Here is a 21535-nt window from a genome sequence, read left to right on the forward strand (position 1 = left end):
ATATAAAATATATATAAATAAATATTTTAAGTATGCAAAGTTTTATAAATGACAGATCAAATAGCAAAAGAACATTTATGGTTCTCTGACTTATCTTGTGAACAATTAAACGTAATGCGCGATCATGGAACCGAGCCTCCTGGAAGCAGCCCTTTAAATTACGAAAAGCGCCCTGGCACATATTATTGTGCGGGGTGTCAGACCCCTTTGTTTCATGGGGATATGAAATATGACAGTGGTTGTGGATGGCCTGCTTTTTTTACTGTTATAGAGGGAGCGGTTGAGATGGAGATTGATCATAGTCACCATATGACCAGAACTGAGGTTCATTGCGCGCGTTGCAAAGCACATTTAGGCCATATTTTCCCTGATGGCCCTATGCCTACAGGTGAACGTTATTGTATTAATGGTGTTTCCTTGAAGTTTAAAAAAGAAGATGTTTGATATTTAAGAGATTTTATAGGGAGAGTTGCTGTTATTGGCGACCAGCCAGAAGCAGAGTCCAATGACGGCAATCAAAGATAATGCAAGAAAAGCCATGTTATAATGGTAGTGTTTTGCTATTATACCTGCGATAGAAGGACTGAGAGAGGCACCAATCCCTTGAACGGTCATAATAATTCCTATTCCACTATTAATACGCCCCGATCCACTTAGGATTTTAGCCGTAAGGCCGGGAACTGCAACTCCCATCAATCCAGCGCCTATGCCGTCCAACATTTGCACAGGGATTAGAATAAAAGGATGTTGGATCATGCCTGCTAATAACCCTCTGATTGGTAATGCGATTAAGGCAAAGATAAAAATAGATTTGTAACCTTTAGTTTGCGCCATTTGAGATGCCAGTAACGCCATAGGGATCATGGTCATTTGGGCGATAATAATAGTTAATGCAGTGTAAGTCCCAGCATTTCCAGCAGTGCCTCTGGCTACCATAGCTTGACTTAATAAAGGCAACATCGCAGCATTAGCTAGGTGAAACAAAGTAACCGTAATTGCTAATACTAAAAGATGTGTATTTTTCAAAAGATCGGAAATAGGTCTGGGGTCTTTTTGGGTTTCATTCAGTCCTCTGGCAGCTTTATAATCAATTTTCTCGGGGCGAATAAATTGAATCGTGATGATGGATAATATTGTCCAAATAACCATTAAGGCAAAGACAGCTTTTAACCCAAAATAATAACTGAAGATCCCAGTCATCATTGCTGAACATGCATTACCACCATGATTATAAGATTCATTGCGTCCCAATTGATGATCAAATCCTTTTTGTCCAACCAGCCCAAGCGTAATAGCATTAATGGCTGGAGGAATGGCAGCTCCGGCAATAGCGGTCAGGATCTGTGCAGATAAAGTCACGTAAAAAAAGGGATAATAATAGTTTAAACAGCAGGCTAAAATAATTATCAGTGCTGAAATTATAATTATTGCACGTTTCGCATGAATAATATCAGCCAAGGTGCTGATAGGGGTGGTAATAATCATACCTGTCAAACCACTGATCGTCATTACCCAACCAATCTGGTCTACTTCCCAATGGTTTTGCTGTAAGAACACAGCTAAAAAAGGCCCAAGCCCATCGCGAACATCAGAAATGAAAAAATTGAGCAAGTTTAGTGGTATCATGTTCATACTGCAATATTTTCTATAAATAAATAGTGTTGGTGTAATAGCTCATAGTAATTCGTAAATATTTTTAAATACAATATTTATAAACAAAAACCGAGATATACTTATTTACAAATAATCACTTTTGATAAGTTATAGAACTATACTTTGTGATTATTGTTCTATGTAAATATGAGTGGTAACATTTTGGTTACTATAACTAATGATTAACATTGTTTGAATTTTTTCATCAAAGTGAGGCAATTATGGATCCGATTAAATTGATTATTATTGGAAATGGAATGGTAGGGCATAAATTTGTTGATGAGCTGTATAATAAAGCAGATCAGAACCAGTTTGATGTTACTATATTTTGTGCAGAACCATATGTTGCTTATGATCGTGTTCATCTCTCATCATATTTTTCAGATTATCAAGCTTCATCTTTATCTTTGGTTCCCCAGGGATTTTATGAAAATCATCATGTCCAACTTCTGCTTGGAGAGCAAGCGGTCTCTATCGATTGCCAAAAGAAAGAAGTCTATGGTGCTTCAGGTTGTATAGTTCCATATGATAAATTAGTTATTGCGACAGGCTCCAATGCTTATGTTCCGCCTATTCCTGGGGCTGATGGTAAAGATTGTTTTGTTTATCGAAGCTTAACTGATCTGGATAAGATTGCTGATTGTGCCAAACGTAGTAAAGTAGGCGCCGTTGTTGGTGGTGGTTTGTTAGGACTAGAAGCAGCAGGAGCTTTACGAAAATTACGAATTGAGACTCATGTTGTAGAATTTGCACCTATTTTGATGTGTGAACAGCTTGATGAAATGGGTGGTCAGCTTCTTCGTAAAAAAATAGAAGCAATGGATATCACTATTCACACGCATAAAAATACCAAACAGATTATTGATGCCGAGCATGGTAAGATAATGCAATTTGCAGACGGTTCATCCATTGCAATTGACTTTATTGTTTTTGCGACAGGTATTCGTCCAAATGATGCTTTGGCAAAACAAAGTCAGCTTTTGATAGGTCAAAAAGGTGGTATTCAGATTAATGAATATTGTCAGACTTCTAATCCCGATATTTATGCGATTGGAGAATGTGCGGTCTGGAATAGTCAGATTTTTGGCTTAGTTGCGCCAGGGTATAAAATGGCACAAATTGCAATTGATCACTTATTGGGTGAGGATACAGCCCCGTTTGTTGGTGCAGATATGAGTGCCAAATTAAAATTATTAGGCGTAGATGTTGGAAGTATTGGTGATGCAAAAGGTCGAACACCATCAGCAAATAGTTATATTTACTTAGATGAAAAACAAGAAATTTATAAACGTCTCATTGTAAGTGGGGATAATAAAAAACTATTGGGTGCTGTCTTAGTAGGGGATACATCTGATTACGGTAATTTGTTACAATTAATGTTGAACCAAATTGACTTGCCAGAACATCCTGATGCATTGATTTTACCTTCTTATACAGGAAGCAAACCTATTATTGGTGTTGAATCTTTACCAGATAGTGCGCCCATTTGCTCTTGTCTTGATGTGACCAAAGGCCAAATTGTTGCCGCTATTCAAGCGGGATGTCATACAGTAGATGAAATCAAAGCAACCACAAAAGCTGGAACTGGATGTGGTGGGTGTATCCCAATGGTTACACAAGTTTTAAATGCAGAGTTAAGTAAGCAGGGAATCGAGGTTAAGAAACAACTTTGTGCTCACTTTGCTTATACAAGACAAGAGCTATACCATTTAATCAAAGTTGGTAATATTAAAACATTCCAAGAGCTTCTTGAGAAACATGGTCAGGGTTATGGTTGTGAGATTTGTAAACCAACAGCAGCATCTTTATTTGCTTCTTGTTGGAATGAATATGTTTTGAAACCTGAATTAGTTTCGTTACAAGATTCTAATGATAATTTTTTAGGAAATATCCAAAAAGACGGCACCTATTCTATAATTCCTCGCTCTGCTGGAGGGGAAATAACACCTGATGGATTAATTGCTGTGGGTGAAATTGCTAAAAAATATAATTTATATTCTAAGATCACGGGCTCTCAACGAATAGCGTTGTTTGGTGCGAAATTAAATGAGTTACCAGAAATTTGGAAAGCCTTAATTGCTGCTGGATTTGAAACAGGACATGCTTATGCCAAAGCATTACGAATGGCAAAAACATGTGTTGGCAGTGAATGGTGTCGATTTGGTGTTGGTGACAGTGTTGCCTTTGGCGTAGAAATTGAGAATAGATATAAAGGAATCAGAACACCTCATAAGATGAAAATTGGTGTTTCAGGGTGTACTCGTGAATGTGCCGAGGCTCAGGGTAAAGATATTGGCTTGATAGCAACCGAAAAGGGGTGGAACTTATATGTTTGTGGAAACGGTGGAATGACACCTCGTCATGCTGATTTATTAGCTGGGAATTTAGACCGTGAAACTGTTGTAAAATATATGGATCGTTTTATGATGTTCTATATTCGTACCGCTGATAAATTACAGAGAACTGCGGTATGGTTACAATCCTTAGAAGGTGGCATTGATTACTTACGCAGTGTGATTATTGATGATAAATTAGGAATTAATGCTGAGTTGGAAAAGGATATAACAGGTTTACGCGAACAATTTAAATGTGAATGGAAAGAAACTGTTGAAAATCCACAATATCAGAAACGATTTGCACATTTTATGAATAGTGACTTACCTGATAATTTTGTGCAAATGGTCTCTGAACGTCAGCAACATCGTCCTGCAAAACCAGAAGAACGTATTTTTAGTTAAAGAGGAGAAGAATAATGAGTGAATGGATAACAATCTGCCAAATTAATGATCTTATACCTCAGACAGGAATATGTGCTTTAGTTAAAAATGAGCATGTAGCGATATTTCGACCAACAGAAAATAAAGAATTATACGCGATCAGTAATATTGATCCTTTTGCAAAAGCGAGCGTGTTATCAAGAGGTTTGATTGGTGAGCATAAAGGTGATTTATGGGTTGCCAGCCCTTTGAAAAAGCAACGTTTTCGACTGAAGGATGGTGTTTGTTTAGAAGATGTTGCGTATAATATTAAAGCTTATGACGTACGTGTAAGTAACGATAGTGTGGAGATCAGAGTAGATTAGGTTTTTAAAACGCATCAATGTTAAGGTAGGAGATACTATTTGATGAATATAGTATCTCTTACTTGTTTTTGGTAAGGTTGCTTTATTGGTAAATAATATATTGATTTATATTATAGAATAGAGAACGGTAATGGATGAAATGTGTTCGGATGAACGAGAACAATTCTCTTTAAAAATTACAGATTTTATTTCGCAGGAACTAAAGCTTCCTTCAGAGAATGTTACGCCTGATCTTATTATAAATAAAGGTCAGCATATGTTGGATTCAGAACAAATTCATATGATATTGGCGCGTATTGCTGATGATACAGGGGTCTCTATGATCTTGTTACGACGTACTTTTCCTTATTATCGTTATTTTATAACATTAAAATCAGATGTGTATGTGTCGTTTGGTGTTTTGTGTTTGCTTGTTGTGCCGATTATTTTCTTTACGGACAGAGAGACGGATGGTTTGATCTCTTTATTTCTATTGGTAATATCTTTTTTATTTTTTATAGGGGCATTTTTAAAATTTCTTGATACTGGCTTTATTAGAAATAGAAAGCCAGTATTAACTGTTCAATTATTTATAGAAATTATTATTTCAATCCTTCATAAATATTGTGATGAATGCATTTTTGGAGTTGGTTTTCAAGAGCGTCAGTTTTGGCGATATAAGATATATGAGGTGTGTAATCGGTATATTAATATATTTTTTCCCGCTAAAGAGTTCTCACCCGTTTTAATTGTTCCTTTATCAGACCCAGATGAATATGATATGGGAGTATTTATAGAGGAGTGTGGTGAAGTAATGTCACTTTCTTTTGAAGTAATTGATCAATCCGGAATCTATGACAAATATATAGAATATGATGAAGATGAACTGTTAACTGTGGTGCATTTTGCAGATTTATTAATTGATTTTTGGGCAGAGAATAAAATAAAGAAGCAAAATGAAAATGCATCAACTCTAGGGTTGAGATTAAATATTACAGATAAAATTGGATATCACGAGTAAGAACATAGAGTCATTGATAAACTCTATGTTTGTAAAAGGATTATATTCTTTCCACTGTATATTTTGCTTGTAAACACTCTACAATTTCTTGAGAATGTTCGGCACTACGTGCTTCAATCATAATTTCCAGAACTGCTGATTGCACGCTGGAGGTTGTGAAAAGACGTTGATGAGAAACTTCTATGATATTGCCATTCATTTCAGTCCCGATAATATGAGATATATCAGCCAAAACACCAGGGCGATCAGGAATAAAGAACCGTAATCTTAGCAAACGCCCTTCACGTAAAAGGGTGCGTAATAAAGTATTAGCTAAAATACGTGTATCAATATTTGCCCCGCTGATTGGGTAAGCAATATTTTTGTTTTTAAATCGTTCTGGATAGGTTAAAATGGCAGCCAAAGCATTGGCTCCAGACCCTTCTGTCACTTGTTTGGCATGTTCAGCGGTCAAAGTGATCGCATCTTCAATAGCTTGCTCAGGGACAGAAATAATATCATGAACGTATTTCTTAATAACTTCAGAAGTATGTTGTCCTAATTTGCGAACGGCAGTACCTTCGGCAATGGTTGCGCCACCTAATACAGGTAAATCTTTGTTCTGAGCAATAGAATAAGAGAAAAATTGATCACTCTGTACGCCAATAACTTTTGTATATGGGCGTAAAGCAGCGGCAGCTACGGCAAAACCAGAAATTAATCCACCCCCTCCAACAGGGACAAGCAAATAATCAATATCTCCAGGGGCATCTTCAAAAATCTCTAATGCTGCTGTACCTTGTCCAGCCATAACCCCAATGTCATCATAAGGATGAACAAAAATGCGACCATCTTTGGCCGCCAGTTGATCTGCGAATAAAGAAGCTTGTGTAAAATCTTCACCTTCTAAAATAATTTTCGCACCCCATGCAGCCGTACGATTGACTTTGGAAACAGGGGTAAATTTAGGCATAACGATGACGGCATCTATGCCCATTAATTGTGAATGTCGAGCGACACCTTGGGCATGATTTCCCGCTGATACAGTAATTATCCCACGTTTCTTCTCGTCCTCGGTAAGCATGGCCAACCGATTTGCCGCACCTCTTTCTTTGAAAGAGCCAACAGATTGCAGGTTTTCAAGCTTTAAAGTAACATTAGCATTAATGCGTTTGGACAAAGATTGACAAGCAATCGTAGGAGTACGAACAACGCGACCTTTAATCCGTTCAGCGGCGGCATAGATATCATCAATAGAAAGCATTATTTTAAACCAGACCTAAGCACCATAAGTTATATCAAGGATTTCATAAGAGCGATCTCCGCCAGGTGCAGGGACGGAAACTGTCGATCCTTTTTCTTTACCGATCAGGGCTTTTGCCAGAGGGGAAGAAATAGAAAGTAACCCTAACTTAATATCAGCTTCATGAACACCTACGATTTGATAGGTAATTTCTTTGTCGGTTTCTTCATCAACTAACAAAATTTTTGCACCGAATTTAACGGTATTTCCAGATAAAGTTGATGGATCAATAACTTGTGCAGAAGAAATAATTTGCTCAAGCTCTAAAATACGTCCTTCTGTAAACGATTGGCGATCACGAGCCGCATCATATTCTGCGTTTTCAGATAAATCACCATGGCTGCGTGCTTCTGCAATTGCACGAATAATTTCAGGGCGTTCCTTATCTTTGAGACGACGAAGCTCTTCCTCCAGACGTTGAAGCCCCTGAGCCGTCATTGGAAATTTTTGCAAGATTAACTATCCTTAAAAAAACGAACAATAGAGTAGTATAGCGAAAGTAATTGTAATAATAAATAGCTTTCTAAAGAAACAAATTTAGATATTTTAAATATGTTATTAATTCCTAAAAGATTGTCAAATATATTTATAATATGATTACGATGTTGATAGGGATACATATCTAAATGAATTTTTGTAAAAGTTTTTTCTTAATAATCGGTTTTTGGTTGTATCTTGGATCAACAGCTTATGCGGATGGGATATCTTTTGAGCATAAAGATTGGCAAATCGTTTGTGATAATACGCTTACATGCCGTGCAGCTGGATACTCTGTTGAAGATGCAAAAAATCGAGTTACTGTTTTGTTAGTTCGAAAAGCAGGAATAGGGCAGGATGTTTCTGCTTTGGTTAAGTTTGCAGATATAGATGATCAAACTGTTAAAACTACCAATAAAGTAACGTTAAAAATTGCAGATAAATCCTATGGTAAACTGGGATCAGAATCTATCCAAGATATTAATGATAAGCAAACCACAAATTCTTTAACAAAAGAACAAACACAAATATTAATATTAGCACTTAAAGGCACTTCCAAGATTGCTTTTGTTGATAAAAATGAAGAATGGGTATTGCCTGGAGATGGTGCCGTTGCAGTTTTGTTAAAAATGGATGAAGTACAAGGGCGTGTTGGTACGAGCTCAGCTTTGATTAAAAAAGGAAACCAACCTGAGAGTAAAGTTTTACCTGCATTACCAAAGCCTGTAATATTTCAGAAGCCTTTAATAAAAGGGGATCCAAAATCATGGCAATCTAAAGTTAATTGGTATGTTCTAAAACAAAAACTGTCAAACGGTAAGGATCTTGGTCCAGATAAGGAAAGAGGAGATTATAATTCTTGTGATCTATTGATAAAGGGTGACAGTGAATATAATAAATTTGATCCAAAAGTGGTCGCTATATTACCAAATAACCAATTATTAATTAGTGGTTTATGTGCGAGAGGAGCCTACAATGAAGTTTATGGTTATTGGATAATTAATCAACAAGAACCTTACCAACCTAAACTAATCACAACTATGGCGGATGGTGCTATTGATGATATTATAGAAGGTGATGAAATTTCATCAAGCAGTAAAGATAGAGGAATAGGGGACTGTTGGTCTCATAAATCTTGGATATGGAATGGTAAGAATTTTGTTAAAGCATATGATGGTAATAGTGGAATTTGTCGTAATATTGAAGCCGGTGGAGCTTGGAATTTACCAACTTATGTTACCACTGTTAAATAGGTTTTGAGTGCATAAAATGATCAAACTATGCTGGCAAAATTATAATGAGATTAAGGATCAACTTTCTATTGTTGAAAAGGATTGGCTGTTTGATAAGGGTTCTTTAACAAAAAGATTAATAGAATTAAGCCAGAATGCATTTTCGCTAGAAATATTATCAGAAAAAAAACAATTTCTAAGAGAGGATGAATATACAATTTTAAATATTTCCTCTTTACAACAAGCATGGGTGAGAGAGGTTATTTTAAAAGGAAATGATACCCCATGGGTTTATGCACGCAGTATTATTTTATCAGATTCTATAAAAGAAAATGATCCAGAGACTTTGAAAAATATAGGAAAACAACCTCTTGGGTCCATGTTGTTTAATAGAGGAAGTTTCAATAGGTCTATTATAGAGGTAACCCGTTATCCCAAAGAAATTATCTCTTTAGAATATATCCATACCTATTTGTGGGCAAGGCGATCCTGCTTTAAAAGCAATACACAGACAATCCTTGTACAAGAAATATTCTTGCCAGAATTTTGGAAGGCAAATTTATAAACATAGTATTATTTCTTTACTATCTTCATAAATTTACTTTGTAACCTGATATAACATATTTATAAGTTTAAATTGTGAGGAAAGTCTGCAGGTAATTCACTTGCTGCACATGCAATGACGCTTTCATTATTTATCCCACGATCCTTGATGAAAGTAATATTGGCAAATTCATCAATAATTTCAATTGGGTAGGTTGGTCCAGCCTCGCGGTAAAATTCCATTAGAGCAATTTGATCATTTTGAAAGCCTTTGCATCTTTCTGGGTGGTTAATAACCCAACGAGGGAAAAAGATGGTGCCTTGATAGAAGTTATCTTGTAGATTAATAACGATCCCTACATTAATGCCTGTTGGTTCTGTCCATGAAATTTTGCAGATTTCTTCTCCAATGCGAGCGATACTAACGGGTTGATTTTTAACCCATTTTTGACCAACAATACCGTAATGAATTCGATAATCAACGAGCTGTTCGTTTTTTATATAAAGTTCATAATTCCAACCATTATCATAAGTAAACATAAGTTGTTTACCTAGAAAATATGAGAGATCTTTTCTATCAAAAGTTGACATAGAAATTTCCTTTAATACTCATAGAACATACATATATTCTATACTTTATTTATTACAAATAAGAAATGATTTATTTTATTATAGGAAATAAGTTGTAATTACTTGAAATAAATAAGATGTTTGATCTAGGGAAAAGATATTATATCTTTTCCCTAAGTATAGTTTAATGCTTAAAATAAGATTGTAAAGGTGCTACATCTAATTGTCCTGCACGTAATGCAGAAATTGCATGAACCGCCGCCATGGCACCAGCCATGGTTGTATAATAGGGTATAGCATGAGTTAATGCAGAATGACGAATATCAAAACTGTCTGCAGTAGCTTGCGCACCTTGAACCGTATTGATAATCAGTTGGACTTCCCCAGAGAGAATTGCGTCAATACAATGAGGACGACCCTCTAGAACTTTATTGACAATTTTTGCTTCAATGCCAGCTTGCTTTAAGGTCTCAGCAGTTCCCCGTGTCGCAAGAATTGTAAAGCCCATTTCGGTTAATTTACGCCCTATAGAGGGTAAAGAAACACGATCATTGTGACGTACAGAGAGAAAAACATTGCCAGATAAAGGTAAGGTCACCCCAGCGCCTAATTGAGATTTTGCAAAAGCACGTTCAAAGGACGTATCAATTCCCATAACCTCACCTGTTGAACGCATTTCTGGCCCCAAGATAATATCCACATTGGGAAAACGTGCGAAGGGGAATACAGCTTCTTTGACCGCAACATGACCAGAAATAGAACGTTCAGTTAGACCAAAAGAGCTCAATTTCTCGCCAGCCATAACGCGAGCACCGATTTTTGCTACGGGAACACCCGTTGCTTTGGCAACAAAAGGAACCGTTCTGGATGCACGAGGATTTACCTCAAGAATAAAGACCTCGTTATTCTTAATGGCATATTGGACATTCATTAAGCCAACAATGCCTAAAGCCTTGGCTAGGGTAGATGTCTGTGCTTTAAGTTCAGTTACGATTGAAGGGGCTAGGGTATATGGGGGAATAGAACATGCACTGTCTCCAGAATGGATACCTGCTTGTTCAATATGTTCCATAACGCCAGCAACGTAAACATCCTCACCATCAGATAAACAATCAACATCTGTTTCTATTGCATCGCTTAGATATTGGTCAATTAATAATGGGCCAGAACTGACATCAATACCAGCAGATTGTAAGACTTCACGTAAATAACGATGCAGACTGTTTTTATCATAAACGATTTCCATCGCCCGTCCACCCAAGACGTATGAAGGGCGTACAACTACAGGATAGCCGATTTCTTCAGCGATCTGTTCCGCTTCTTCGCCATTGCGTGCAATTCCGTTTGAAGGTTGGCGTAAGCCGAGCTTTTTTAATAAAACTTGGAAACGTTCACGGTCTTCAGCCAAATCAATTGCATCAGCAGGGGTGCCAAGTAATGGAATACCAGCATCTTCAAGGGCTTTTGAAAGTTTTAAGGGGGTTTGACCACCATATTGCACAATACAACCTTTGACAGTCCCGTTTTCTTGCTCACGACGTATCAAAGAGATAACATCTTCGTTGGTCAAAGGCTCAAAATATAACCGATCAGAAGTATCATAATCTGTTGATACTGTTTCAGGGTTACAATTGACCATGATGGTTTCGTAACCCGCTTCTCTAAGCGCATAAGAAGCATGAACACAGCAATAATCGAATTCAATCCCTTGCCCAATACGGTTGGGCCCACCACCTAAAATAATGATTTTTTCACGGTCTGTTGGATTGCTTTCACAAACAGGTGTATTAAAGCTGCCTTCATAAGTTGAATACATATACGAAGTAGAAGAGGCAAATTCTCCTGCACAAGTATCAATACGTTTATATACAGGCAAAACTTTTAAATTTGCACGATGCTGTGCGATTTCTGCTTCTGTTTTATTTGTTAATTGTGCAAGTTGCTTATCAGAGAAGCCAAGCGCTTTGATTGATCTTAGTTGATAGGTGTCATTTGGTAGCCCATTGGCTTGAAGCTCTTTTTCAACATGAATGATTTTTTCAAGCTCACGTAAGAACCAAGGGTCTAAACGACACGCTTCGTGAATGCTTTCCAAAGAAATACCTGCACGAATAGCTTGTGCTGCCATCAAAATACGATTAGGGCGGGGCTGAGAAAGCGCACCGCGGAACGAGTCAATATCTCCATCACCAGGAACTTCAACAGGATCAAGCCCAGAAAGCCCAATTTCCATTGAACGTAGACCTTTTTGTAAGGCCTCTGGGAAAGAACGACCAATTGCCATAGCTTCACCAACAGACTTCATGCTGGTGCTCAGTAATGCTGGCGTTCCAGGGAATTTTTCAAAGGTGAAACGAGGAATTTTAACAACGACATAATCAATTGTAGGCTCAAAAGAGGCTGGTGTTGTTTTGGTAATATCGTTTTTTAATTCGTCTAGTGTATAGCCGATTGCCAATTTCGCAGCAATTTTTGCAATTGGAAACCCTGTAGCTTTCGAAGCCAGTGCAGAAGAGCGAGACACACGAGGATTCATCTCAATAACAACCATACGCCCATCAACAGGATTTAACCCGAACTGAACGTTTGATCCACCCGTATCGACCCCAATAGCACGCAAACATGCAATTGATGCATCACGCATACGTTGATATTCTTTGTCGGTTAATGTCAGGGCTGGGGCAACCGTGATTGAATCGCCTGTGTGAATCCCCATAGGGTCGATATTTTCAATGGAACAAATAATGATACAATTATCCGCACTGTCGCGAACAACTTCCATTTCAAATTCTTTCCAACCCAAAATACTTTCTTCGATCAGAACTTCTGTTGTAGGCGATGCATCCAAACCAGAGGTAACAATTTGTTCAAACTCATCTTTGTTATAAGCAATACCGCCACCAGAACCGCCAAGGGTAAAGGAGGGACGAATAACAGCGGGAAGCCCTGTGAATTTCAATGCTTCTCTGGCTTCTTCAATTGTATGGGCAATGGTGCTGCGAGGGCTTTCGATTCCAATTTTTTCCATGGTTTCACGGAATTTTAAACGATCTTCAGCACGATCAATCACGTCTGCTTTGGCACCGATGAGTTCAACATTATGTTTGGCTAGGAATCCAGATTTGTCCAATGCCATTGCTGTATTCAAAGCCGTTTGTCCACCCATTGTTGGCAGAATAGCATCGGGTTTTTCTTTGAGAATAATTTTTTCAACAGTTTCTGGGGTAATTGGCTCGATATAGGTTGCATCTGCCATATCAGGATCAGTCATGATCGTGGCAGGGTTAGAGTTAACCAAAATAACGCGATAGCCTTCTTCTCTCAACGCTTTACAAGCTTGAGCACCAGAATAATCGAATTCACATGCCTGACCGATCACAATCGGTCCAGCACCAATAATCATAATAGAGGATATGTCTGTCCGTTTAGGCATAGGAACACCTTATTGTTTTTTGTTAGGAGAGTGTTGATCCATTAATTCCGCAAAGCGTTGGAATAAATAATGGCTATCGGTGGGGCCGGGGCTGGCTTCTGGATGATATTGCACAGAAAAAGCAGGATATGTATCCGAAGCAATGCCTTCGTTTGATCCATCAAATAAATTGATATGCGTTTCATGTGCATCGGATGGTAGACTTTTTGGGTCAACGGCAAAGCCGTGATTTTGGCTGGTAATCTCAACGCGACCTGTTTTTAAATCTTTGACAGGTTGATTAGCACCACGATGCCCTTGATCCAGTTTATAGGTTTTGCCACCCAAAGCATGAGCTAAAAGCTGATGTCCCAGACAAATCCCAAAAATAGGAATGCGTTTTTCAAGCAATGTTTTTAAGACGGGCACAGTATAATGTGCAGTTGCTGCAGGATCGGCAGGGCCGTTGGATAAGAAAACGCCATCAGGATTATGGCTCAGGATTTCTTCGGCAGAAGCGGTGGCAGGCACAACGGTAAGGTTACAGCCAACTTCGACAAGATTACGGAAAATATTATGTTTGGCTCCAAAATCAATCGCAACCACGTTGTATGTTTTGCTTGGTTTTGGTGATGTCTCGTCACCCCAATGCCAAACCCCATTTTTCCATTGGTGCGATGTTGCACAAGTGACTTCTTTGGCTAAATCCATGCCTTGTAATCCGGGCCAAGCTTTTACTTGTTCTTGCAAGAATGGAATATCAAAGATGCCATCTTCTGGGAAATATAATAACGCATTTTGTGGCCCTTGGTCACGAATGCGTAAGGTTAAAGTGCGCGTATCAATGCCACAAATCCCAGAAACGTGATGTTGTTTTAACCATTCTTGTAAAGGACTGGTTGATCGCCAACTGGCTGGTTCTGTAATGGGTTGTTTAACAATTAACCCTTTGGCAACGATTTTATTGGCTTCGTTATCGTCAATATTTGTGCCAACATTTCCAATATGAGGAAAGGTGAAGGTAATGAGTTGCCCAGCAAAAGACGCATCTGTCAATGTTTCTTGATATCCAGTCATGCTGGTGGAAAAGCAAATTTCACCAATAGAAAGATTATCTTTGGAGGAAAATGCCCCAAATCCGATCCCCCATAAAAAAGTACCGTCCTCTAATAAAAGGACGGCATTGGCACCTGCGGGACAGGTATGAGGAATAGAATCGGAAAGTTCATTTGGTTGTAAATCAGACAATGTTAGACCCGTTTCTTGAATAATAGTTGCCCAATGTTTGGATGGAATGGCACGGGCTTGTTTCCACTTGCGGATAGCCTCGGTGCTGACTTTGGTAATGCGGGCGGCGTTTTCGATCCCCCCAAGACGAGAAATAATTGTATCAATATCCATCATGTCCTTGTGTCCTTTGCTGGACGAATGTCGTATACTATATATAGAGCATTGGGAAAAAAATTCCCAGAGCATTTATAAAATTTTTATTTTGGGAATTTTATTCCTGACCAAAGTTATGGTATAAACTATTTAAATTATAATCGGAGAAATATTGTGGATTTACGCGAGCGTTTTAAAGAAGAAATTAAAGTGGCAATGAAAGCCAAAGAAGCAGATAAATTGTCAACATTGCGTATGATAAGTGCCAAATTAAAAGATTTGGATATCAATGCCCGTCCAAAAGGAATTGACGCTGTAGGAGAAGATGAAATCATTGCAATGTTAAAAGGCATGATTAAATCTCGTCGTGAATCTGTGGAAATGTATAAACAAGCAGAGCGCCAAGAATTGGCAGAAAAAGAAGAAAGCGAAATTGCTGTGATTGAATCTTTCTTACCAGCACAGCTTGATGATGCCGCAATTGCAAAGGTTGTGGATGAAGCAATTGAAAAGACGGGTGCTACTTCTGTCAAAGAAATGGGTAAAGTCATGGCGTTCTTAAAAGAACATTATGGCGCAGTACTAGATTTTTCCAAAGTGGGTCCATTAATAAAAGCAAAATTTTCTTAATCGACAGGTGAGTTGTGGCGTTTGATCAGCGTTTTCTTGAGGAGTTACGACAACGGATTCCTTTACATAGTATTATATCAAGAAAAGTAAAAGTTACCCGATCAGGTCGCCATTGGAAGGCGTGTTGTCCTTTTCATGGGGAAAAGACGCCTTCATTTTATATTTATGACGATCATTTTCATTGTTATGGTTGCGGTGTTCATGGAGATGTCATTTCCTTTGTTATGCAAAACGAAGGTCGGACGTTTAATGAAGCTGTTACAGAACTTGCCTCTTTGGCTGGTTTAGAAGTTCCAGAGCAAACCCCACAACAAAAACAACGCCAAGAACAGCAGCATAATTTATATGAGTTAATGGCGTCGACTCATGAGTATTATCTATCTGAATTTCAAACGAATAAAGCCAAAATTGCTAGAGATTATTTATTAAATCGCGGTATTACACCGCAAACGATCCGTCATTTTGGTCTTTGCTGGTCAGGCGATGGTCGAGGAGGACTGATACAATATTTAAAATCTAAAGAATATAGTTTGGAGATGATCGGAGAAGCTGGATTATTGAGAAAGCAAGCTGATGGGCAATGGGGAGGAGAGCTCTTTTTCAATCGGGTAATATATCCTATTTGTGATCGAAGAGGGCGCGTTATTGCTTTTGGTGGACGAATTATTGGTGATGGGCAGCCTAAATACTTGAACAGCCCAGAAACACCTTTATTTTCAAAACGTAGAGTATTGTTTGGATTAAATAATTTATCTTCGGTTTATGCACGTAAAGAGATAGATCCACTTTATAATACAATATTAGTCGTTGAAGGCTATATGGATGTTATTGCCCTTTATCAAGCTGGCTTTCATGGTGCTGTTGCGCCATTAGGAACGGCTTTAACGCAAGACCAATTGGCTTTATTATGGCGTGCAAGCGCTCAACCTGTTTTGTCCTTTGATGGCGATGGGGCGGGACGCAGGGCAATGCTGCATGCGGCCGAAGAAGCTCTGCCAATTTTAACCCCAGAGCAGACTTTAAATTTTATTTCACTTCCAGATGGCGAGGATCCAGATAGTTATATTCAAAAAAATGACGCAGAAGCCTTTTTAGAAATTATCCGACATAAACAAAATTTAAGTAATGTTTTATATGATTTATCTGTTGAGGCAATGACAGATCGCTCTCCAGAGCAAAGGGCCGCATTGAGGGCACGTCTGATTTCAATTTCAGAACAAATTAAAGACCAAAATCTCGCAAAAGAATATCGCAAAGTTCTTTTGGATCAGTTTTATGCGCAGTTTTATCCTCGGAATGATAGATTTGATAATAAAACTACATTTGAGAAAAAACAAAAAAAAATTGCCAATGTGTCTATTGTTCGTCCGGTCTTGCAGAAGACGCAGGTCGAATATGAGCGCATGTGTATTTTAATTGCTCTATTATTTTATTGTCCCAGCATTATTCCAAGTGTTGAAGAAGCACTATGTCGTTTAGATTTGCCAGAGGATCTGGCAATGGCCAGAGAAATATTGTTGGATTTCCCCCTTGATTATGGAGATATTTATTTGTATTTAAAGCAAATTGGTAAGATAGAACTAATAGAAAAAATTACAAGCAATTCTAATTTAAACTTGTTAAATCAGAATAATTACGATAAAGTTACTGACTTTCAATTATTTGAAAAACAATGGTGGCATTTTTACGGGTGGTTAAATCTCCAAGAATTAGAGGAGCAAGTTACACAAGCACAACAAGCATGGATTAAATGTCCAGATGAAGCTCATCAACGCACATTAATTGCCAGATTAAATGCTTTAGATGCGGTAAAGCATGGAGAATTTGATGTATAATGAAGTGTTTTAATGAAAGTTTCATAATAATTTTAGTTTAGGTCTTGATTTATTTTAATAAAATATCATCTATAATAATGATTCCATTTTTTCGACTACATAGTTGTTCCGCTAGCCCGTTGTAGGTTTTAATGGTATGGGCGTTAAAAGAGCCGAGAAAAAGAATCAAACAAATGTATGTTCTATATTATTGGTCAAGTTATTATAAATATAAAAAAAATAGAACTATTAGGTAGTAAACTATTTTTTCTTTGAGGCGGAAACATGGTTGTAAAAGCAGCAGGTAAAAATGATGGAAATGCGAATGATCGTGATAATGACACGAGTTTGCTAGATGTCAGGTCTGCAGATGTAAAAAAATTGATCAGCAAAGGTAAAGAAAGAGGATATGTTACTTTTGATGAGTTAAATGCTATTCTTCCTCAGGACAAGATGTCTTCAGAGCAAATTGAAGATGTTATGGCTGCTTTTTCAGAGATGAGTATTCAAATTATTGAACACGAAGAAAATGAAGAGGAGAGCGCTGAAGAAGAAGGAGATGCCACAGAGACTGAGGCTGATTCTTCTGAATCTGACGAGGAAAGTGAAAGTCCTGTTGCTTCTGTTGAATCCACGGCAGGAAGAACTGATGATCCCGTTCGTATGTATTTGCGTGAAATGGGTGCTGTTGAGCTTTTGTCACGTGAAGGCGAAATTGCCATTGCCAAAAGAATCGAGGCTGGACGCAACCAGATGATTGGTGGACTTTGTGAAAGTCCACTTACTTTTAAGGCAATCATTGGCTGGCATGAGCAATTACAAGCTGGCGATATTTTACTTAGAGACATTGTTGATTTAGAAGCTACACAGATTGAATATGATCAGACTGGTTTGCCAGAAATGGAAGAGTCTTTGGTAGTTGCTGATGACACTGTTGAAAATGAAGGTGAAGAAGAGGGAGACGAAAATGGAGAGGATTCCAACGAAGAAAATAATCTTTCCTTATCAGCCTTAGAAGAAAAATATAAAGATGAAGTTTTTAGCCATTTCGAAGAAATTGAAAAAATTTATGTAAAAGTTTATCAGCTTCAGGTTCAACGTTTAGATGTATTGCAAGCAGGTGAAAAGCTTACCCCTAAATTTGAAAATGAATATGAAGAGTTAAGAAACAAGCTGATTATCGAAGTTCAGCAAGTTCATTTGCAAAGTAATAAAATTGAATTCTTGGTTGAGCAATTAAAAACAGTTTCTAAGAAATTAGCAACGTTAGAGGGTGGTCTCTTGCGTATGGCAGAGAAATGTAAAATATCTCGTGATGATTTCCTCTCCAAATATCATGGTTATGAACTTAATCCAGATTGGATTGATGCCGTTCGTGCTTTACCAGGAAAATATTGGAAACTTTTTGTTGAGCGCTATGAGGACGATATCAATAAGTGTCGTGATGAAATTGCCGAACTTTCTCAAAGAGTTGGCTTGCCAATTAGTGAATTTCGTCGCGTGTTCTCAACCGTTTCTTATGGTGAACGCGATGCTTCACGTGCTAAAAAAGAAATGATTGAAGCGAATTTGCGTTTGGTTATTTCTATTGCCAAAAAATATACGAATTGTGGCTTACAATTTTTAGATTTAATTCAAGAAGGCAATATTGGCTTAATGAAGGCGGTTGATAAGTTTGAATATCGCCGAGGTTATAAATTCTCTACTTATGCAACATGGTGGATACGTCAGGCAATTACACGATCTATCGCTGATCAGGCGAGAACGATTCGTATTCCAGTGCATATGATTGAAACGATTAATAAATTAGTTCGTACGTCTCGTCAGATGCTTCATGAAATTGGCAGAGAGCCTACTCCAGAAGAATTAGCTGAAAAACTTGGTATGCCTTTGGAAAAAGTCAGAAAAGTTTTAAAAATTGCTAAAGAGCCAATTTCCTTGGAAATACCTGTTGGGGATGAAGAAGATAGCCATCTGGGTGACTTTATTGAAGATAAAAGTGCTGTTATTCCTCTGGATGCAGCCATTCAAACCAATCTTCGTGAGGCAACAACGCGTGTGTTGGCATCCCTTACCCCAAGAGAGGAACGTGTTCTTCGGATGCGCTTTGGGATTGGAATGAATACGGATCATACTTTGGAAGAAGTTGGGCAACAATTTAATGTGACTCGTGAACGTATTCGTCAGATTGAAGCCAAGGCTTTACGAAAATTAAAACATCCAAGTCGCAGTCGCAAATTACGTTCTTTTTTGGATGATAATTGATTTTTTGATTTTTTTTTGACTATAAGGAGGGAGGGCATTTTGCCCTCTTTCTGTTTTTTGTGGTAAGTTTATGTCACCCCTTAATAATATTCGCCCAGCTACGCCTGTAACGGTTTCAATTACTTTTTTACGAATGGACCATCCTCCAATCCAGCCATTATTGGAGCTGCCAGTGAGATATTCTGTTGAGAAACTTTCCGTTGTTCCTATTCCTTTATATAGGTATGTTTATGGGACTGTTGGTAGGGAGTGTTGTTGGTGGATGCGCAGAGTGCTTTCTGATCAATATCTAGAACAATTATTTTCTAATCCTTTAATCGAAGTTTATTTATTAAAAGATGATGAAAATGTTGTTTGTGGTTTTTTTGAGCTGGATTGTACATTAGAATCTAACGTTAATATTGCTTATTTTGGATTAATGCCTCATTTGGTTGGGCAAGGGTTAGGAACCAGTTTTTTTCATCAGGCATTGCGAAAAGCCTGGCAGAAAGATCCTAGTTGTGTAAGAATTAATACATGTAATTTAGATCATCCTAGGGCTTTAGAGATATATAAAAAGGCTGGTTTTGAACCATTCAAAGTAGAGCAAGAACTTTGGAATATTCCTGATATTTTAAACCTGCCTATTCCAAAAAAATTTTTGAAGAAAATAAGATAAACTCTTGCATTCTTTATGTATTTGTGGTTTTAAAAGAGTTCTTCCCTGCCAAGGTTGTACGGCTATGCCTTGGCTATACCCAAAAAATGGAAGAATAATCGGTATTTTACTGGTTTTATTGGGTTGAAGTCAGCCGAAGGGAGATAATATGCCATTATACGAATGCGTGTTTATTGCACGTAATGATGTCACTCAACAACAAGTTGAGGAGATCGCTAATGGAGTTGCTTCTTTGATCGAAAGTGAAGAAGGCTCTGTACAAAAGCGCGAATATTGGGGATTACGCAACTTAGCATACCGTGTTAAGAAAAATCGTAAAGGCCATTATATGCTATTGGGTGTTGATGCAAAAGCAACAACAATCAAAGAAATTGAACGCCAATTTAATTTAAATGAAGATGTTCTTCGTTTTATGACATTGCGTATTGAAGAAATTGATGAAGCACCATCTGCCATTCTTTCTCGTAAAGGGGATGATAGCAGAGACCGTTCAGATCGTTCTGACCGTTCTTCAAGTAGTCGCTCTTCTAAACCATCTGGACGCTATGATAGTGGCCGTAAAAATGCAGAAGAAGACGATTTAAGCTCTGATAACAGTAATATCTCTGTTGATCAAGCTGAAGAAGTGGAGGCATAATCAATGTCAGAAACAGCTCAAGTAAATCCAGCTGCACGCCGTATTGCTGTGGGGGGACGTCGTCCTTTTCACCGCAGACGTAAAACATGTCCTTTTTCATCTGCAAATGCATCAAAGATTGATTACAAGGATATCCGTTTATTGTCTCGTTTCCTTTCAGAAAGAGGCAAGATTGTTCCAAGTCGTATCACTGCAGTTTCTGCAAAGAAACAACGTGAATTGGCACAGGCAATCAAACGTGCTCGCTTTTTAGCACTATTGCCTTACGTTCAAGACTGAGGGAGAAGAGATTATGGCTGCAACTGAAGTTATTCTGCTTCAAAGAGTAGAAAAACTAGGGCAAATGGGTGATGTCGTTAAGGTAAAACCTGGATTTGCTCGTAACTATTTGCTTCCTCAAGGTAAAGCAATCCGTGCAACGGCTGCTAATCGTGATCGTTTCGAAAGAGAACGTAGTCAGTTAGAAGCACACAATGTTAAACGTCGTGAAGAGGCAGAACGTCTCTTGGAACGTTTACATGGATTGTCAGTAGTTATTATTCGTCAAGCTGGCGAAAGCGGAAACCTATATGGTTCTGTAACTGCTCGTGATATTTCCGAGGCTGCTGTGAAAGAAGGCGTGACCTTCTCTCGTCAACAAGTGGAAATTTCACATCCGATTAAAGCATTAGGCTTGTATCAAGTTAAAGTACAACTTCATCCAGAAGTTCACTTGGATGCAAAAGTTAATGTTGCTCGTTCTGTTGAAGAAGCTGAACGTCAAGCAAAAGGCGAGGTTCAACACGTTGATGCTGCAGAAACACACGTTGATGCATCATCAGTGGAACATGTTAATGCTGAAATGTTAGAAAATGCACCTGTAGCAGAAGAAACAGCTGAATCAGCTGAATAAATGCA

The 21535-nt window shown here is 38.0% G+C and carries 19 protein-coding genes; 13 read left to right on the forward strand and 6 right to left on the reverse strand.

Annotated features, from left to right (window positions below):
- Window positions 1-48: 48 nt before the first annotated feature.
- A complete protein-coding gene (msrB, locus tag COMX_RS00665; RefSeq protein WP_034335880.1) occupies window positions 49-444 on the forward strand; it encodes a peptide-methionine (R)-S-oxide reductase MsrB in 396 nt (131 codons plus the stop codon).
- A 3-nt stretch (window positions 445-447) separates the two neighbouring features.
- Here msrB and COMX_RS00670 read toward each other — a convergent pair whose 3' ends face one another.
- Entirely contained in the window at window positions 448-1626 is a 1179-nt protein-coding gene (locus tag COMX_RS00670) for an MFS transporter (RefSeq protein WP_051461954.1), read from the reverse strand.
- Window positions 1627-1874: 248 nt separating this feature from the next.
- On the opposite strand from COMX_RS00670, the gene nirB reads away from it, so the two are divergent.
- From nirB to COMX_RS00685, 3 genes are all read left to right on the forward strand, one after another.
- Window positions 1875-4391 carry a nitrite reductase large subunit NirB gene (nirB, locus tag COMX_RS00675; RefSeq protein WP_034335883.1) on the forward strand — a complete coding sequence of 839 codons (2517 nt, stop codon included), beginning with the start codon at window positions 1875-1877 and terminating at the stop codon, window positions 4389-4391.
- A gap of 14 nt (window positions 4392-4405) precedes the next feature.
- Window positions 4406-4735, forward strand: a complete 330-nt coding sequence (nirD, locus tag COMX_RS11415) for a nitrite reductase small subunit NirD (RefSeq protein ID WP_034335885.1) — start codon at window positions 4406-4408, stop codon at window positions 4733-4735.
- Between the two features lie 130 nt (window positions 4736-4865).
- Complete coding sequence (locus COMX_RS00685; RefSeq protein ID WP_034335888.1) at window positions 4866-5735, forward strand: hypothetical protein; 870 nt, start codon at window positions 4866-4868, stop codon at window positions 5733-5735.
- Between the two features lie 40 nt (window positions 5736-5775).
- On the opposite strand, the gene COMX_RS00690 is transcribed toward COMX_RS00685, so the two are convergent.
- Window positions 5776-6978 carry a threonine ammonia-lyase gene (locus COMX_RS00690; protein ID WP_034335890.1) on the reverse strand — a complete coding sequence of 401 codons (1203 nt, stop codon included), beginning with the start codon at window positions 6976-6978 and terminating at the stop codon, window positions 5776-5778.
- Window positions 6979-6993: 15 nt separating this feature from the next.
- Complete coding sequence (greA, locus tag COMX_RS00695; RefSeq protein ID WP_034335892.1) at window positions 6994-7470, reverse strand: transcription elongation factor GreA; 477 nt, start codon at window positions 7468-7470, stop codon at window positions 6994-6996.
- A 173-nt stretch (window positions 7471-7643) separates the two neighbouring features.
- On the opposite strand from greA, the gene COMX_RS00700 reads away from it, so the two are divergent.
- Together COMX_RS00700 and COMX_RS00705 are read left to right on the forward strand one after the other, a co-directional pair.
- Window positions 7644-8747, forward strand: coding sequence for a DUF1176 domain-containing protein (locus tag COMX_RS00700; RefSeq protein ID WP_034335896.1), 1104 nt, complete (start codon window positions 7644-7646; stop codon window positions 8745-8747).
- A 16-nt stretch (window positions 8748-8763) separates the two neighbouring features.
- Window positions 8764-9291: a chorismate--pyruvate lyase family protein gene (locus COMX_RS00705; RefSeq protein WP_034335899.1), complete on the forward strand. Its 528-nt coding sequence runs from the start codon at window positions 8764-8766 to the stop codon at window positions 9289-9291.
- Window positions 9292-9350: 59 nt separating this feature from the next.
- Here COMX_RS00705 and COMX_RS00710 read toward each other — a convergent pair whose 3' ends face one another.
- The 3 genes from COMX_RS00710 to carA form a co-directional block, all read right to left on the reverse strand.
- Window positions 9351-9860, reverse strand: coding sequence for a phenolic acid decarboxylase (locus COMX_RS00710; RefSeq protein WP_034335907.1), 510 nt, complete (start codon window positions 9858-9860; stop codon window positions 9351-9353).
- Between the two features lie 163 nt (window positions 9861-10023).
- Window positions 10024-13272 carry a carbamoyl-phosphate synthase large subunit gene (carB, locus tag COMX_RS00715; RefSeq protein WP_034335911.1) on the reverse strand — a complete coding sequence of 1083 codons (3249 nt, stop codon included), beginning with the start codon at window positions 13270-13272 and terminating at the stop codon, window positions 10024-10026.
- A gap of 9 nt (window positions 13273-13281) precedes the next feature.
- On the reverse strand, window positions 13282-14652 hold the full coding sequence (gene carA / locus COMX_RS00720) for a glutamine-hydrolyzing carbamoyl-phosphate synthase small subunit (RefSeq protein ID WP_034338586.1): 1371 nt from the start codon (window positions 14650-14652) through the stop codon (window positions 13282-13284).
- A gap of 156 nt (window positions 14653-14808) precedes the next feature.
- On the opposite strand from carA, the gene COMX_RS00725 reads away from it, so the two are divergent.
- The 7 genes from COMX_RS00725 to rplI all read left to right on the forward strand — a co-directional run bounded on the left by COMX_RS00725 (window position 14809) and on the right by rplI (window position 21530).
- Window positions 14809-15264 (forward strand): GatB/YqeY domain-containing protein, encoded by a 456-nt coding sequence (locus tag COMX_RS00725; RefSeq protein ID WP_034335914.1) that lies wholly within the window; start codon window positions 14809-14811, stop codon window positions 15262-15264.
- Between the two features lie 14 nt (window positions 15265-15278).
- A complete protein-coding gene (gene dnaG, locus COMX_RS00730; protein WP_034335917.1) occupies window positions 15279-17099 on the forward strand; it encodes a DNA primase in 1821 nt (606 codons plus the stop codon).
- 264 nt (window positions 17100-17363) lie between these two features.
- On the forward strand, window positions 17364-19343 hold the full coding sequence (rpoD, locus tag COMX_RS00735) for an RNA polymerase sigma factor RpoD (RefSeq protein WP_034335920.1): 1980 nt from the start codon (window positions 17364-17366) through the stop codon (window positions 19341-19343).
- A 70-nt stretch (window positions 19344-19413) separates the two neighbouring features.
- Window positions 19414-20001, forward strand: a complete 588-nt coding sequence (locus COMX_RS00740; protein WP_034335923.1) for a GNAT family N-acetyltransferase — start codon at window positions 19414-19416, stop codon at window positions 19999-20001.
- A gap of 148 nt (window positions 20002-20149) precedes the next feature.
- Complete coding sequence (gene rpsF, locus COMX_RS00745; RefSeq protein WP_034335926.1) at window positions 20150-20638, forward strand: 30S ribosomal protein S6; 489 nt, start codon at window positions 20150-20152, stop codon at window positions 20636-20638.
- 3 nt (window positions 20639-20641) lie between these two features.
- On the forward strand, window positions 20642-20917 hold the full coding sequence (gene rpsR, locus COMX_RS00750) for a 30S ribosomal protein S18 (protein WP_034335929.1): 276 nt from the start codon (window positions 20642-20644) through the stop codon (window positions 20915-20917).
- 13 nt (window positions 20918-20930) lie between these two features.
- Window positions 20931-21530 carry a 50S ribosomal protein L9 gene (gene rplI, locus COMX_RS00755; RefSeq protein ID WP_034335932.1) on the forward strand — a complete coding sequence of 200 codons (600 nt, stop codon included), beginning with the start codon at window positions 20931-20933 and terminating at the stop codon, window positions 21528-21530.
- Window positions 21531-21535: the final 5 nt, after the last annotated feature.

The organism is Commensalibacter papalotli (ex Servin-Garciduenas et al. 2014) (assembly GCF_000527695.1).
Classification (GTDB): Bacteria; Pseudomonadota; Alphaproteobacteria; order Acetobacterales; family Acetobacteraceae; genus Commensalibacter; species Commensalibacter papalotli.

Coding starts and splice junctions, on each gene's coding strand:
- COMX_RS00710 (WP_034335907.1), bottom strand. CDS start 9,860: ATGTCAACTTTTGATAGAAAAGATCTCTCATATTTTCTAGGTAAACAA.
- nirD (WP_034335885.1), top strand. CDS start 4,406: ATGAGTGAATGGATAACAATCTGCCAAATTAATGATCTTATACCTCAG.
- msrB (WP_034335880.1), top strand. CDS start 49: ATGACAGATCAAATAGCAAAAGAACATTTATGGTTCTCTGACTTATCT.
- nirB (WP_034335883.1), top strand. CDS start 1,875: ATGGATCCGATTAAATTGATTATTATTGGAAATGGAATGGTAGGGCAT.
- carA (WP_034338586.1), bottom strand. CDS start 14,652: ATGGATATTGATACAATTATTTCTCGTCTTGGGGGGATCGAAAACGCC.
- COMX_RS00685 (WP_034335888.1), top strand. CDS start 4,866: ATGGATGAAATGTGTTCGGATGAACGAGAACAATTCTCTTTAAAAATT.
- rpsF (WP_034335926.1), top strand. CDS start 20,150: ATGCCATTATACGAATGCGTGTTTATTGCACGTAATGATGTCACTCAA.
- COMX_RS00690 (WP_034335890.1), bottom strand. CDS start 6,978: ATGCTTTCTATTGATGATATCTATGCCGCCGCTGAACGGATTAAAGGT.
- COMX_RS00740 (WP_034335923.1), top strand. CDS start 19,414: ATGTCACCCCTTAATAATATTCGCCCAGCTACGCCTGTAACGGTTTCA.
- COMX_RS00670 (WP_051461954.1), bottom strand. CDS start 1,626: ATGATACCACTAAACTTGCTCAATTTTTTCATTTCTGATGTTCGCGAT.
- carB (WP_034335911.1), bottom strand. CDS start 13,272: ATGCCTAAACGGACAGACATATCCTCTATTATGATTATTGGTGCTGGA.
- rplI (WP_034335932.1), top strand. CDS start 20,931: ATGGCTGCAACTGAAGTTATTCTGCTTCAAAGAGTAGAAAAACTAGGG.
- COMX_RS00705 (WP_034335899.1), top strand. CDS start 8,764: ATGATCAAACTATGCTGGCAAAATTATAATGAGATTAAGGATCAACTT.
- rpsR (WP_034335929.1), top strand. CDS start 20,642: ATGTCAGAAACAGCTCAAGTAAATCCAGCTGCACGCCGTATTGCTGTG.
- COMX_RS00700 (WP_034335896.1), top strand. CDS start 7,644: ATGAATTTTTGTAAAAGTTTTTTCTTAATAATCGGTTTTTGGTTGTAT.
- rpoD (WP_034335920.1), top strand. CDS start 17,364: ATGGTTGTAAAAGCAGCAGGTAAAAATGATGGAAATGCGAATGATCGT.